We start from the raw sequence: 13975 nt of genomic DNA on the forward strand, positions 1-13975 counted from the left end.
GTGGCGCCCGCGTTGTGCTCAGTGATGAGCCGCTGATGTAGCTCCTCCGCTGCGCCGAGAAGCCGCTCAACGTCTCTTGCCGAGTGCCCGTCGGCTTCCAGCTTCCCGCCGCCCTGGGGTAGTTCCAGGCGGAACTTCAGGGGGTCCGGGGTTCCGGGGGCGGTGTAGATCCATGCGAATCGTCGGCTACCGCCCGCGGAGTAGGCGAGTGCTGCCACCTGCGCGGTCTCGGCCCGCGAGTTCAGGCGAGGGCGGCGGCCAGCAGGGCGAAGGCGGCGATGATGACGGCGACGCGGACGTAGTGGAGGCGGTCCCAGCGGTTCATCTGCTCCTTCCAGTCCTCGGGCCGGTTCTCGGGGGTCCACGTCTTGCCCTGGTTGTTGATCGGGACGAGCAGCAGAAGCGACATGATCACGCTGAGGATCAGCAGCGTGGCGGCGGTGACGACGAGGCCGGTGCCGTGGTGGTGCCATCCGGCGATGGCCCAGACCGCGACGAGGACGAGCGAGCCGATGTACCAGAACGGCATCACGGCGCCGAGCATCCGGCCCCCGTGGGCACGGCCGAGTTGGCCACTGTCACCGGGGAGTGCGTCGAGGATCCGGTTGATGACGAAGGCGACGGAGAACTCCACCCCCACCATCACGCCGACGACCACGGTGGTGAACACCTCGAGTGCGTTGAGCATGATGACCCCTCCTGGCATCTAGTGTTGCTAGGTGATGAGGCAACGCTAGTACTGCTGCCGCTCGCTTGTCTAGTGATGCTAGGATCGAATCATGTCGGTACAGGAACGCAAGCAGCGCGAGCGGGCGGGCCGCGAACGTCTCATCGTGGCGACGGCCCGCAAACTCGCCGAGCAGCAGGGCTGGGACGCGGTCACCACCCGTCGGCTCGCCGAGCACATCGAATACAGCCAGCCCGTCCTCTACAGCCACTTCCGCGGCAAGCGCGAGATCATCGGCGCCGTCGCCCTCGAGGGCGCCGCCGAGATGGCCGCGGCGGTGCGCGCCGCGGCCTCCGCCGCGAACAGCCCGCGCGAGCGGGTCGCCGCCCTCGCCCGCGCCTACCTCGACTTCGCCGCACGCAACCCGGCGGTCTACGACGCCATGTTCCAGCTCGACGGCGGCTTGGCCTTCGCGCAGGAGGACACCCCGCAACCTCTGAAGGATGCCTTCGCCGCCCTGCTGGAGAGCCTGGGCGAGGTCGCCGGGGACGGCGTCCACCCGGGGCTGTTCACCGAGGTGTTCTGGGCGTCCCTGCACGGGCTGGCCACCCTGACCCGGGCGGGACGGCTGCCGCCGGAGGACATCGAGCCGAGGGTGGAGCTGCTGGTGGACCGGCTCGCCATGGCCTGACACACCGTCCGAGCGGACGGGCAGGGTGCCTGAAGCTCGGGCAGTCCTACGCCAACACGCTGCGCCGCCGTCATCCCCGCCCCGGCGACAAGTGGTACCTCGACGAGGTCTTCATCCGCAGGTCACGCCCCTCCTCAAACAGGCGCGCGAATCGAAACACCAGCATCGGTCAACAGCGACTCCAACGAGCCATGAGCTCCGACAAACTGACCAATCCGCAGGTCAACTTTCAAGAGCTGCTCACTACCAAGAGTGCCGCAACATGCGCCCGACGCCCCGGCTACGCACGCCCTGCAGATGTGACTACCGCGCGCGGACCCACCCGGCGCCCCTTTCGCCTCCACCCTCTGTGCGGTCGCAGAGCGGCGGTTGTGCAGGTCAGTCATCTTGGACATGGGGACGCCTTGCGGGCGGGAAAACATGTGGGCTGGTGCCCCAACCGACCCCGGTCACTCCTTCCGGTGAATCCACGTCCGGGCGAGTTCCATGACCCAGGTGACCGCTGCGTCGGGAGCGGGCGGGGGTGCGCCGACGACCACGAGTTCTGTGACGCCCGCTGAAGCGAGGGCGGGCAGGTGCTCCGGTGTGCCGTCGCTCAACGCGACGGCAACCGTAAGCTCGTCGAAGGCGCGACCGTGGCGGGCACACGCGTCGGCGAGGACGGCAACGCGCGAGCGCACGCTGGCCGCCGGAATGTTGAAGCCGTACCAGCCGTCCGCGAGCGTGACCGCGCGGCGCAGGGCGGCGTCGCTGTTGCCGCCGACCACGACCAGGAGCCGGCCGCCGGGCAGCGGCTTCGGGTTGACGCGGATCGCGTCGAAGCGGGTGAACTCCCCCGCGAAGGAGGCCGGGTCCTCGGTCCAGAGGGTGCGCATCGCGGCGAGGTACTCCTCGGTGCGCCGCCCGCGCCTGGCGAAGGGGACTCCGAGCGCTGCGAACTCCTCGGCCGACCAGCCGACCCCAACACCGAGGCTGAATCGCCCGGCTGAGAGCACGTCGAGTGTGGCAGCCTGTTTGGCGACCACGACCGGGTTGTGCTCAGGCAGCAGGAGCATGCCTTTGCCGAGCTCGATCCGGCTGGTGACCGCCGCCGCGAAGCTCAGGGCAAGCAGCGGGTCCAGCCAGTCCGCGTCCGCGGGCACCGCGATCCGGCCGTCCGCGGAGTAGGGGTAACGGGAGACGGGCGCGTCCACGAGCACCACGTGCTCGCCGCACCAGAGCCACGCAAAGCCGTGTCCCGGGCCGAGGACCGCATCCACACCGCCCGCGCCACCGGCCTGCGCAACCTCCCCCTCCACGACACCGCGGAGGACCAGATCTGGCTCGAGATCATCCAGATCGCCCTGGACCTGCTCGCCTGGATGCCCCTGCTCGCCCTGACCGGCGCCGCCCGGCTCTGGGAGCCGCGCCGACTGCGGCTGCGCCCCTAATCTCCGCCGCCGCTCAACTCGTCCCCACCGGCCGCCGCCGCATCTTCCGCCTCGCCGGCACTGACCCTGGACCTACGTGATCACCAACGTCCTGGACCGGCTCCATGCCCTCCCGAACCCCGGTTGACCAGTACCTTCCCATCCCTACGAGTAGCAGCACCACCCCACGGGAACCGTGGAACCCGGCGCACACCCGATGCGACAACCGGGGACTCAACCTGCCCAGACTCCGAAAAGCCCACCAACACTCATCACAAAGGGTCCGTCTGCAAGCTGACGGGCCCTCATGAATGATCGAGGCTAGCGCAGAGCGGGAGAGGCGACCAGTTTGTAGGCCTGCAGGCCTCCCGCACGGCGAGCCAGTGGTGGCCGTATTCGTGCAGCCGCCGGGACTCCCCCACCGCACCCGCGCACCCAGACCCGCCGGCCCGATGGCGGGCACGAACCATCTGGATAACGGACCAATAACGGGTCTAGTCCACAGCCGGGGTTCGGTTGTGGTTCCGCCATGTGTTCCCTCGTCGACACTCGCGGCAATGAGCCTGTGAGGCCGCGGCTGGTCCACGAATCCCCAACGACTTCGCCATCACGACGAGATGAGGCACCTCCATGTCGAACAACGAGGACAACTTCGTAGAGCCCGAGTCGGGCGCCATGCCCGCTGCGAGTGCGCCCTCCTCGGGGCAGCACTTCACGCGCCGCAAGTTCTTCCAGGCCGCGGGGGTGACGGCCGCGGCCGGTGCCGCGGTGTACGCCGGGCTGGGTGCCGATCGCCTGCAGGCATCCGCTGCGGCGATGCCGAAGGGCCGGACCGGCACCATCGCCGACCTGAAGCACATCGTCATCGTCACCCAGGAGAACCGGTCGTTCGACCACATCTTCGGGACGCTGAATCTTCCGGGCGCGCGCGGCTTCAATGACAAGCAGGCGCTGACCTGGCAGAACGGGCGGACCAACTTCTACGAGCCGAACAGCCGCGCCGAGGGTTATCTCCTGCCGTACCGCGCGGACACCGCGAAGTACAACGCGCAGAACACCAGCAGTCGCATGTTCTACTTCGAGGAGCAGGACGTGCCGTTCCACCACGCCATAGCGAAGGCGTGGACGGTGGGCGACCACTACTATTGCTCGCTCAACACCAGCACCGACCCGAACCGCATCATGATGTGGACCGGCACGAACGACCCGCAGGGCGTCCTCGGCGGTGGCCCGCGCATCAACAACAGCCAGAACGGCGAGTTCCTGTTCCAGTGGGAGACCTACCCGGAGGTCCTCCAGAAGGCGGGCGTCACCTGGCAGATGTACCTCGACAACAACAAGGACGTCGGCTGGTTCGGCGACTACGAGGACAACACGCTGCGCGACTTCGCGCGTTACAACCCGGCGAACGCCACAGCGGCTGACTTCGAGCCGGGCAAGGGTCTCATCGCCCGCGCGAACATCACCGCGTCGTACACGAACCCGCCGGCGGATCAGAAGAACGACCGAACCAACCTCGATTACGTGCTGCGCGACTTCATCGCCGACTGCGCTGCGGGCACCCTGCCGCAGGTCTCTTGGGTCACCTCGCCGGCCTCGTGGAGCGAGCACCCGAACCACGCCCCCAATGACGGCGCGATCTATGTCGACCGCGTCATCCAGGCCGTGCACGACAACCCGGAGCTGTGGGACTCGACCCTCATCATCCTCAACTATGACGAGCCCAACGGCGCCAACCGCGTCGGCCAGGGCGGCTTCTTCGACCACGTCCTGCCTCCCATCCCCGAGGACGGCACACCGGGCGAGGGTGCGCCGGGTCTGAACCCGGGCTTCGGTGGTCGCGTCCCGCTCGTGATGATCTCCCCCTGGACCCGCGGCGGCTACGTCTGCTCCGAGGTCTTCGACCACACCTCGACCATCATGCTGCTCGAGCAGTGGACCACCGCCCTCGGCAAGCCGGCCATCTGCAAGCACATCAGCGCCTGGCGCCGTACGGTCGCAGGCGACATGCTCTCGGCGATCGACTTCACCCGCTTCGACAACTCGTTCCCGTCGCTGCCGACCCCGGCAAGCCTGGCCGCGGTCGTCGACAAGGACAAGACGCTGCCGCCCGTGCCGCAGCCGCCGGTCGGCCAGCAGGTCATGCCGACGCAGGACAGCACCGGCCCGCTCAAGGTCCGCCCGCTCTCGTTCCACCAGCACGCCACCCTGGTCGAGGACCGCACCGCCGGCACGGTCACCGCGGCCATGAGCTTCGACGGCGGTCACCCGGGCAAGGGTGCGAGCATGCTGGTCTTCCCCGACAAGTACCTCCCGCAGCAGACGTACGGCACGCCGTACACGGTCAGCAACACCCACCCGCGCACCTACACGTGGGACGCGACACAGACCGGTGGTCAGTACGCGTTCTCGATCTACGGCCCGGACCGCTTCGTTCGTACGTTCGCCGGCCAGGTCGTCCCGGCCGCGCAGACCGACGGCGCCATCCCGCGGATCGAGGTCGAGCTGGTCCGCGGCTCGGGTGCCAGCCAGCAGGTCAAGCTCACCCTCCACAGCGACGGCTCGCAGGCCGTGATCTTCGAGCTGGTCGCCAACGACTTCCTCGATCGCGACCAGGCCATCTCGGTGGCCGCGGGCGCATCGAAGGTCGTCACCTGGCCGACCAAGTCGGGCTACTACGACATCGTCATCACCGCCAAGGGGGTCGACGGCTGGAAGCAGCGCTACGCCGGCCGCGTCGCCCAGAGCTGAGCGACATGCACACGGCACCCGATCAGAAGGCGCCGCAGGTTGACGGGGAGCCACGGCGGCGGTTGCTGCTGTGGGCCTCGGTCGTAGCCGCGGTCGCCGTCGCGACGGTGACGATCGTCGCGGTCAGCTTGTGGCCCGCTGGCCGGCACTCCCCGGTGAAAGGCCCCTTCGTCGACGCCGCCGCGGCGGCGTGGGCGGCGCACCCGGTCAAGCGGACGGCGGCGGGCACTGAGGTGCACGTCGTGTCCGGCACGCCGAGCTGCATCGACGACTGGCACGGCGGCCCCACCGGCAACTACAGCTTTGACGTCCTGAACGATGAGGGCGACGACATGGAGATCTACCTCCAAGACACCCGCAGCAAGAAGATCTATCTCGAGGTCGCGAACTTCGGCATCAATGCCACTCGCCAGGTCACCGGGGTCATCCCGCCCGGCACCTACAAATGGGTCTGCATCACCGCATACACCATCAAGTCAAGCAAGCCGATCGCCGTAACCGGCAATACCGATGGCGGCGGCGCCGGAACAACAGCCGTGAATGGGATCGTGCCCGTCACACCGCTCGACCTTCGGATACCCATTAATCAGTACACGGCATGGGTGCAGAGCCAGCTGCCGACGCTGAGCAGGCAGGTCACGCAGCTTGCTGCGGATCTGCACGCCGGCGACGTGGGCGCAGCGAAGCGGGACTGGTTGACAGCGCATCTCAGCTACGAGAAGCTCGGCGCCGCATACGGCGCATTCGGGAAACTGGGTGACGCGATCAACGGCGACCCGCCGAGCGACGCCGCCGCGGTCACCGCACCTCACCTCACCGGCTTCCGCAAGATCGAGGCGCTGCTCTGGGCAGGCGAGCCGCCGGCGGAGATCGCGCCGTACGCCGACGCATTGATCGCGAATGTCGGAAAGCTGCCGGCTGAGCTCGCCAAGCCGAACTCGATCACGCCGCTCGACATGGGCATTCGTGCCCATGAGATCCTCGAGGACACGCTCGGCAAGGACCTCGACGGGATCGGCGATGCCGGCAGCCACACCGAGCTCGCCACCGTCGATGCGAACATCACCGGCACCTTTCACGCGCTTCAGCCGCTGGTGCCGCTGCTGACTGCTCAGGATCCGTGGCTCGGGCCGACGCAGAGCTGGCTGCGCCAGACCCAGGTGCTCGTCGAGAGCTACCACCATGCGAACGGCTGGGTGCCGCTGACCTCCCTCACCGCTGCGCAACGAGCCGAACTCAATGCTCATGTCCAGCAGGCCGTCGAGCTTCTCTCCCACATCCCACCCATCACCGAGCCTCGCGACAGTCCCGACGAGGGAAGCGGCATGGGGAACGACAGCAGCGGCGCGACCGGAGACAACGGCAAATGAACCCGCACACCACCCGGCGAGGCCTCCTGGGCGCCCTCGCCGTCGGCTCGGCCGGCGCCGTCGCTGCCACGATCACGGCCTCGGCCGGCGTGCGAGACGACGCCGCGAGCGCGGCGACCGCCGCGCCCGGCACCGAGCAGGCGCCGTCGGCGAGCTACCCCTTCGAAGGAGCCCACCAGGCGGGCATCCTGGAACCGCCACAGCGCGCCGCCGTCTTCGTTTCGTTCACGGTCACCTCAGCCGACCGGGCTCAGCTTCAGCAGACGCTGCAGACGCTCACGTCCACCATTCGCTACCTGACAAGCGGTGAGGACGTGCCCTACGACGGCATGGCATCGACCAGCTATGAGAACGGCGTGCTCGGCACCCAGGTCGTTCCGGACGGGCTCACCGTCACGGTCAGCGTGGGCGCCAGTCTCTTCGACAAGCGGTACGGCCTCGCGAACGCCAAGCCGGCGTTGCTGCGGCCCATGGACGAGTTCCCCAACGACGCCCTCGACCGCAGCATGTGCGACGGAGACCTGCTCCTGCAGATCTGCGCCAACAATCGCGACACAGCACTGCACGCGCTGCGAATCCTCATGCGCGCCACTCGCGCCGACCTGCAGGTGTTGTGGCGCAAGGAAGGCTTCATCAGCCCGCCGCGGCCGAGTGGCACGCCGCGGAACCTGCTCGGTTTCAAGGACGGCACCGCCAACCAGGAGTTCATCGGCGATCGCACGCTCGTCGACCGTCTCGTCTGGACGCACGGCGGCCACCGGGAGCCCAACTGGGTCGAGGGCGGCTCGTACCACGTCGTGCGCCTGATCCGGATGTTCGTGGAGTTCTGGGACCGGGTCTCGATCACGGAGCAGCAGCGCATGATCGGCCGCGACCGCGACCGCGGAGCGCCGCTCGCCGGCAGCAAGGAGTTCGACGTGCCGAACTACGAACGCGACCCATACGGCAACGTCGTCCCGGTCACAGCGCACATCCGCGTGGCCAACCCGCACGACGGCTCGGCAGACGATCAGCGGATGCTGCGTCGCGGGTTCAACTACAGCGGCGGCACCGACCCCAACGGTCAGCTCGACATGGGGCTGATCTTCGTCTGCTTCAACCAGGATCTCGAGCGCCAGTTCGTGGCGGTGCAGAAGCGCCTGATCGACGAGCCGCTGGTGGACTACATCTCCCCGTTCGGCGGCGGCTACTTCTTCGCCCTCCCCGGAGTGCGGAACCGCGAGGACTGGCTGGGGCGAGGCATGTTCTCGTGACGAGCGCCAGTGGTGCTGCTCAACCTGCCGCCCCCCGCCGCACGAAGCTCCGCCGCACCTTCGACCGCCTTGACATCCCCACTGGCAATCTTTCGAAAAGAGATGAACTCACATGACCCACAAAGCCCTCCCCGCGAGGTCGCGGTTCCGCGCCAGCGGATTCGTCAGACGCGCACTCACGACCGTGCTGTCGACATCTCTGGCCATCGCCGGCCTGAGTTCCTTCGCTGTGGGTGGCGCGGTCGCTGCCCATGCGGCATCCGCGTCCGGCCTCGTTGCGCCGGTGGTGTCGTACACCTTCGACTCAGATTCCGGAACCACCACGACCGACTCCAGTGGCAACGGCAACAACGGCACCTGGCACGGCTCCCCCGCCTACGCGCCCGGACTGTCCGGTCAGGCCGCCCACGTCTCCGCCGGCCACCAGATCACGCTTCCGCGCATCGCCGGCAAGACCGACGCCAGCGGCAGCTTCTCCTACGACTTCTGGATCAAGCAGAACTCGTACACGGGGGATGCCTACCTCTTCGCCAACCAGCACGGCGGCTCGTGCAGCGACAACGCTTTCGCCACCTACAACGCCTCGGGCAGCAACGGCTCCTTGCTCGGCTGCTTCGGCACACAGGGTGTCCACGTGACCCTGGGCAATGCGCGCACCGTCGGCGCGTGGCACCACGTGGCCGCGGTCGTGGACCGCACCGCCGGCACCGCGAAGTGGTACGTGGACGGCAAGCAGTCGGGCGCGACGACCACCGTCGCCGCCGGTGACAACCTCGACTCGGGCCTGCCGTTCGCGATCGGTCAGAACGGCGCCCTGAACTACGCGTCGCAGACGGACGCGCTGTTCGACAACGTGAACTTCTACGACCAGGCCATCAGCGCCGCGCAGGTCCAGGCCGACCACCAGGCCGGTCTGCCGGGCGGGGACCCGCTGAACCTCCCCGATGCGCTCTCGACCTCGCTGCACTACTACCTCCCGTTCGACGGCAACGCCAACAGCACCACCGGGGCTGCGACGACCGCGAACGACGTCTCCTACGTCCAGGGCAAGTTCGGCCAGGCCGCGCACTTCAACTCGACCAACTCATGGGTTCGTCTGGACGACCTCTCGAGCTACCCGGCGAACTACAGCTTCACCATGGCGACGTGGGTCCGGTCCACGCAGACCGGCAGTGACCCGTCGATCTTCGGCAACAAGGACTGGAACAGCGGCTCCAACCCGGGCTTCGTGTTCTCGACCCGCACGAGCAACATCGTGCTCAACATCAACGCCGGCGATGTGGGCCGCGTGGACTACACCACGGACAAGCCCATCACGGACGGCACCTGGCACCAGGTGGCCTTCACGGTCGATCGCGCCGCGGGGACCGTCACCCTGTACATCGACGGCGTGCAGTCGGGCTCTGGCAGCATCGCCAAGTTCGCCGGTCAGCCGTTCACAGCGCTGAGCACCATGATCGGCAACGAGGGCACCGGGCACTACAACATCGGCAACGTACTCGACATCGACGAGTTCTTCCTCTTCGACCGGGCGCTGTACCCCGCCGAGGTCAAGGACCTCTACCTGGGGAGCCCGGGCGTTCAGCACGCTCCGACCATCACGGTCAAGGACACCTCGATCGGCTCGACCGGCGTGTACAGCTCCGTGGACTTCGCTCTGCACGCGTCCACGCTGGTGGACAAGTTCTCGATCAACGGTGTCATGACCGACGTCAACAACGTCGTCGACTACGACCTCAACGGCGTGAAGCCGGGCGTTCTGGGCTCGGTCGAGGGCACCAACGAGCTGAAGCTCTACACTGCCGCCGGTGAAATCGTCCCGCTGACCTTCAAGCTCGACGGCACCCCGCCGACGATCTCGCTCAACGACAACCCGGGGATGAACGTCGGCTTCGACGGCACCTACCAGGCTGTCTCTTTTGTGATGCGCGACGCCGACGGCGTCGGCCAGGTAAGCGTGAACGGCTTCCCGGTTGTGCTTCCGAGCGCGCCGGTGGTAGGGCTCAGCCACATCCGCCCCGGTTCCTACCACGCGGTCCTCGGTGACAACACGATCACTGTCGCGGACCTCGCGGGCAACGTCACCACGCAGCACTTCACTCTGACGGATGCCCCGATCGTCGGGTTCGCGGCCCCCACGGCCGGCGCTGTGCTGGGCGGCACCGCTCAGGTCGCGGCCGAGGTTGCCGGCGCGAACCTCAAGTCGTACCAGCTCCGCCTGGACGGCAAGGGCCTCGTGAATACGGTCAAGCCGGCGAACGGCGAGCTGGACGACAGCCTCGACACCACCAAGGTGAAAAACGGGGCGCACACCCTGAGCGCTACGGTCACCGACTCCCTGGGCCATGTGACCACGGCTTCGGTCGCCGTCACCGTCGCCAACTAGTACTCCAGCAGCACTTTGACGTTTTCCCTGTTCAGGGGCGGTTTGGGTGAGTGTAGTGGGCTGATTGCCGGCCCGTGTTCTCTTTCCCGGACCGCCCCTCGATCGTGTGCAGCCGCCGCTGATAGCGGCAACGGCCTGGGCAGCCTCCCGGCGTGATCGACGAGCGTGCAGTTGAGATCTGGAACGACGAGCTTGAAGAACTGTTCCTACGTACCGGCCACCGCTTCAGGCGCGTCGAGCCGCGTCGCAGGATGCGTGACTACATCCGCGGACTGCTGGGCCCGGTCGGCCGCAAGAACGGCTGGCAGCTGGCCGAATACGCCGGACACCGCACACCCGACCGCCTCCAGCGGCTCCTCAACGGCGCCCGCTGGGACGCCGATGAGCTCCGCGATGACCCGCAGCACTACGTAGCCGAACGGCTCGGCGAGCCCGACGGGGTCCTCATCCTCGACGACACCGGCTTCCTCAAGAAGGGCACCACCTCGGCCGGCGTGCAGCGCCAGTACTCCGGCACCGCCGGGAGCTGTATTTCAATAACCACTCGATGGGCAAGTCCCGGTGCCAGGCTGGAGTATGACCTGCCCTCAACCCTCCAACACTTCCGCTGCTGACCTTCGGGCCAAGTTCGATCTGATCCTGCCGCAGTTCGAAGGCGATCCGCTCATGGCTTCGCCGCCACGGCATCCCGCACACGATTCCCGAGCGGGCCGACCAGGTCCGCAACCGGGCCCGGCGAGGCAGCCGCGGCGGCCGCCCGCCGACCTTCGACCGCGAGACGTACAGGCAGCGCAATGTCGTGGAGCGGTGCTTCGACCGGCTGAAGCAGTGGCGCGGCATCGCCACCCGATACGACAAGACCGCCCACTCCTACGAAGCCGCCGTCACCCTCGCATCAACCCTGATGTGGGCGTGACATTTGACGACAGAACCTAGCCGGTGTACGTGATGTCCCGCTCCGCCGAGTAGTGCGGAATCTTCACCGTGCCCCGCGCATCGGTGGCCAGTCCACCGGGCACGCCGGGGAGCGGTCTGCTGAAGGGAACGGAGCGGAAAAGGGAACGGACTGGATCGACTCGCATGTCTCTCGGAACCGCGTACGGCACGCCGCCTCATTCCGTGCCGTACCTGGTCCACGCATGCAGCTTGTCCGGGTTGACCACCAGCCACAGGTCGGCGATCAGACCGTCGCGGATGCCCATGGACAGGACGGCGACCGTGGTGCCGGCGATGCGGACGGACAGGCCCGGGGCGCCGTTGACGTCGTCCTCGACGAGTTCCACCTCCGGTTCCTGGCGCAGGAGGCCGAGGACGAAGCGGGCCACCTTGTCCTGGCCGAGTACGGGACGCAGCGCCGCCCGCACCTTGCCGCCGCCGTCGCTGCGCGACTCGACGCCGGGGTCGAGCAGATCGACGAGAGCGCCGAGGTCACCGGTCTCGCACGCCTCGCGGAAGGCGGAGACGACCCGCCGGTGCTCCGGCGTCGTGCTGCTGCCGGTCCGTTCGCGGGCGAGGCGCCTGCGGGCGGAGGAGGCGAGTTGGCGGCAGGCCGCGGGGGTACGGCCCACCGTCTCGGCGATCTCCGTGAACGGCACGCCGAAGACGTCGTGCAGGACGAAGGCGACGCGTTCCGCGGGCGTGATCGTCTCCAGGACCACGAGCATGCCCATGCTGACGGATTCGTCGAGGGTGATCCGGTCGGCGGGGTCGCCCGCGTCCGCGGCGCCGGTGCTGCTCCACGTGGCGCTGTGCCGGACGGGTTCGGGCAGCCATTCACCGGTGTAGCGCTCCCGCCGCACCCGCGCGGAAGCGAGGTGATCGAGGCAGATGCGCGAGGCGACCCGGGTCAGCCACGCCTCCGGGGCCGCGATCGCCTCCCGGCCCTCCTCGGAGAGGGCGTACCAGCGCGCGTACGTCTCCTGGACGACATCCTCGGCCTCCTGCACGGATCCGAGCATCCGGTAGCCGAGATTGAGCAGGTGGCGGCGCTCGGCCAGGAGAGAGTGGAGGGTGGGGGCGGGGTCGGATTCGGCGTCGGAGGGCGTGGGCATCCGCTCGTCATCCCCTTCCGGCGGCCGGGGCGGTGTCGGCCACGTGGCGGGCGAGCCATGCGTCGAAGGTCTGGCTGCCGCGCGGTCCCTGGCCGGTCGGCAGCAGTCCGTCACCCTTCATGGCCCGGCCCGTGGCGCCGGGGAAGGTGACCGGCAGCAGCAGTCGCCGCTCGTTCCGGGCCCGTAGCAGGCGGCGCGTCAGGTCGACGAGTTGCTCGACGGCCGGCCCGGCGAGATCGGGGGCCATACCTTGCGCGGGGGCGAGGGCGAGGCGGACCAGATGCTGAGCCACCTCGCGGGCGGCGACCGGCAGCGTCCGCATCCTGGGCACCACCGCGAGCGGTCTCGGCACCCGGTCGAGCGTCTGCTGCGCGAACTCGTGGAACTGGGTGGCGCGCAAGACGGTCCACGGCGTCGGGCCGTTGCGCACCACGTTCTCCTGGCGCAGCTTGCCCTGGTAGTAACCCATGCCGACCCGGTCGATCCCGACGATCGACAAGGCGACGTGGTGTCCCACCCCGGCCCGCGCTTCGGCGTCCAGGAGTTTGCGGCTGACCCGCTCGAAGAACGCGCACGACTTCTTGGCGCTCGTGGTGGTCAGGTTGCTCACGTCGATGACCGCCTCGACGCCCCGCAAGGCGGCGTCGAGCCCCGCCCCCGTCGTCAGGTCCACCCCTCGTGAGCGGGCGAGCACCACCGGCTCGTGTCCGGCCGCGGTCACCTCCTCGACCACGAGCCGTCCGACCAGCCCGGTCCCTCCAGCCACCGCGATCCGCACGCCGATCCTCTCCTTCGCCGTCGTGTTCTCGTACGTCACCGTGTGCCGTTCCGCCGTACGGGGCCGAGCGGCACCAGGAGCAGAACGGAGACGAGCACCAGCGCGGACAGGGACAGGGCGTTGAGCACCTGGTCGCGCGTCCCGTACATGCCGAGATGTTGTACGTGATAGCTGAAGTGGAGCACGTTGAACACCAGCCACACCGCGCCCGTGATCTGGACCAGCCGGTTGTTGCGTACGTCCCGCAGAGCGATCAGCGCCAGCGCGGCCAAGGCCAGGAACATCGCTCCGGTGTCCTTGGCGAGGTGCTCGTTGTACGGGCCCAACTGCGGGAGCCAGCTCAATCCGAACCCGGGGAAGTTCTCGTGCCACGTCTCCGGTGCGAAGTAGGCCCACGCACCCGTGTACAGGGCAGTCACGACCAGCAGGCCGAGACACCCGTAGCGCAATTTCGTGTTCATGCTTCTACGACGAGACAGCGCCGTCCGATGTGAGGTCCAGCTCTCTCACATTCTTCGGCCCGGCTAGTAGGGCTCCGTTAAGTTGCTCTGGCTCTTGGGTTTGGGCTGGTGGTGGACGTTCTGGGCAGCGGGCGGTGGCAGGTGGTGCAGGTGCCGGT

Annotated in this window: 11 protein-coding genes and 3 pseudogenes; 8 read left to right on the forward strand and 6 right to left on the reverse strand. The window is 68.1% G+C overall.

The features are described 5' to 3' along the window. Both ACIHCX_RS37850 and ACIHCX_RS37855 read right to left on the reverse strand, forming a co-directional pair. Positions 1 to 218 (reverse strand): hypothetical protein (locus ACIHCX_RS37850; protein ID WP_400037926.1); only part of this gene is annotated, 218 nt, incomplete at its 3' end. Between the two features lie 23 nt (positions 219 to 241). After that, positions 242 to 688 (reverse strand): DUF1772 domain-containing protein, encoded by a 447-nt coding sequence (locus ACIHCX_RS37855; protein ID WP_400037928.1) that lies wholly within the window; start codon positions 686 to 688, stop codon positions 242 to 244. Between the two features lie 91 nt (positions 689 to 779). On the opposite strand from ACIHCX_RS37855, the gene ACIHCX_RS37860 reads away from it, so the two are divergent. After that, positions 780 to 1358, forward strand: a complete 579-nt coding sequence (locus ACIHCX_RS37860; protein WP_400037930.1) for a TetR/AcrR family transcriptional regulator — start codon at positions 780 to 782, stop codon at positions 1356 to 1358. A gap of 449 nt (positions 1359 to 1807) precedes the next feature. Here the strand turns inward: ACIHCX_RS37860 and ACIHCX_RS37865 are convergent, their stop codons facing one another. Beyond that, positions 1808 to 2560, reverse strand: a complete 753-nt coding sequence (locus ACIHCX_RS37865) for an LLM class F420-dependent oxidoreductase (protein ID WP_400037932.1) — start codon at positions 2558 to 2560, stop codon at positions 1808 to 1810. 33 nt (positions 2561 to 2593) lie between these two features. On the opposite strand from ACIHCX_RS37865, the pseudogene ACIHCX_RS37870 reads away from it, so the two are divergent. The 7 genes and pseudogenes from ACIHCX_RS37870 to ACIHCX_RS37900 form a co-directional block, all read left to right on the forward strand. Next, positions 2594 to 2915: pseudogene (locus tag ACIHCX_RS37870) on the forward strand (transposase); the annotation flags it as partial. Between the two features lie 482 nt (positions 2916 to 3397). Further along, positions 3398 to 5518, forward strand: a complete 2121-nt coding sequence (locus ACIHCX_RS37875; protein WP_400037935.1) for an alkaline phosphatase family protein — start codon at positions 3398 to 3400, stop codon at positions 5516 to 5518. A gap of 5 nt (positions 5519 to 5523) precedes the next feature. Beyond that, positions 5524 to 6888, forward strand: a complete 1365-nt coding sequence (locus ACIHCX_RS37880) for an imelysin family protein (RefSeq protein WP_400037937.1) — start codon at positions 5524 to 5526, stop codon at positions 6886 to 6888. Continuing rightward, positions 6885 to 8141, forward strand: coding sequence for an iron uptake transporter deferrochelatase/peroxidase subunit (gene efeB / locus ACIHCX_RS37885; RefSeq protein WP_400037939.1), 1257 nt, complete (start codon positions 6885 to 6887; stop codon positions 8139 to 8141). The genes ACIHCX_RS37880 and efeB overlap by 4 nt, the downstream gene beginning before the upstream one ends. A gap of 184 nt (positions 8142 to 8325) precedes the next feature. Beyond that, a complete protein-coding gene (locus ACIHCX_RS37890; protein ID WP_400037941.1) occupies positions 8326 to 10527 on the forward strand; it encodes a LamG domain-containing protein in 2202 nt (733 codons plus the stop codon). A 176-nt stretch (positions 10528 to 10703) separates the two neighbouring features. Next, positions 10704 to 11051 (forward strand): annotated as a pseudogene (locus ACIHCX_RS37895) (transposase); the annotation flags it as partial. Positions 11052 to 11173: 122 nt separating this feature from the next. Then, a pseudogene (locus tag ACIHCX_RS37900) lies at positions 11174 to 11443 on the forward strand (transposase); the annotation flags it as partial. Positions 11444 to 11639: 196 nt separating this feature from the next. Here the strand turns inward: ACIHCX_RS37900 and sigJ are convergent. From sigJ to ACIHCX_RS37915, 3 genes are read right to left on the reverse strand one after another with little or no spacing between them, the layout of a single operon-like run. Beyond that, on the reverse strand, positions 11640 to 12578 hold the full coding sequence (gene sigJ, locus ACIHCX_RS37905; protein WP_400037943.1) for an RNA polymerase sigma factor SigJ: 939 nt from the start codon (positions 12576 to 12578) through the stop codon (positions 11640 to 11642). A 7-nt stretch (positions 12579 to 12585) separates the two neighbouring features. Then, the gene (locus ACIHCX_RS37910) at positions 12586 to 13395 is read right to left on the reverse strand and encodes an SDR family oxidoreductase (RefSeq protein WP_400037945.1); all 810 of its coding nucleotides are present in this window, start codon (positions 13393 to 13395) and stop codon (positions 12586 to 12588) included. Next, on the reverse strand, positions 13392 to 13817 hold the full coding sequence (locus ACIHCX_RS37915; protein WP_400037947.1) for a hypothetical protein: 426 nt from the start codon (positions 13815 to 13817) through the stop codon (positions 13392 to 13394). The genes ACIHCX_RS37910 and ACIHCX_RS37915 overlap by 4 nt, the downstream gene beginning before the upstream one ends. Between the last annotated feature and the right edge of the window lie 158 nt (positions 13818 to 13975).

The sequence above is a fragment of the Streptomyces sp. NPDC052043 genome, assembly GCF_044548235.1.
In the GTDB taxonomy this organism is placed as follows: domain Bacteria; phylum Actinomycetota; class Actinomycetes; order Streptomycetales; family Streptomycetaceae; genus Streptomyces.

What these genes read in the sequence shown, in the direction of transcription:
- ACIHCX_RS37855 (WP_400037928.1), bottom strand. Translation starts at nt 688, where the DNA reads ATGCTCAACGCACTCGAGGTGTTCACCACCGTGGTCGTCGGCGTGATG.
- ACIHCX_RS37860 (WP_400037930.1), top strand. Translation starts at nt 780, where the DNA reads ATGTCGGTACAGGAACGCAAGCAGCGCGAGCGGGCGGGCCGCGAACGT.
- ACIHCX_RS37875 (WP_400037935.1), top strand. Translation starts at nt 3,398, where the DNA reads ATGTCGAACAACGAGGACAACTTCGTAGAGCCCGAGTCGGGCGCCATG.
- ACIHCX_RS37880 (WP_400037937.1), top strand. Translation starts at nt 5,524, where the DNA reads ATGCACACGGCACCCGATCAGAAGGCGCCGCAGGTTGACGGGGAGCCA.
- efeB (WP_400037939.1), top strand. Translation starts at nt 6,885, where the DNA reads ATGAACCCGCACACCACCCGGCGAGGCCTCCTGGGCGCCCTCGCCGTC.
- sigJ (WP_400037943.1), bottom strand. Translation starts at nt 12,578, where the DNA reads ATGCCCACGCCCTCCGACGCCGAATCCGACCCCGCCCCCACCCTCCAC.
- ACIHCX_RS37915 (WP_400037947.1), bottom strand. Translation starts at nt 13,817, where the DNA reads ATGAACACGAAATTGCGCTACGGGTGTCTCGGCCTGCTGGTCGTGACT.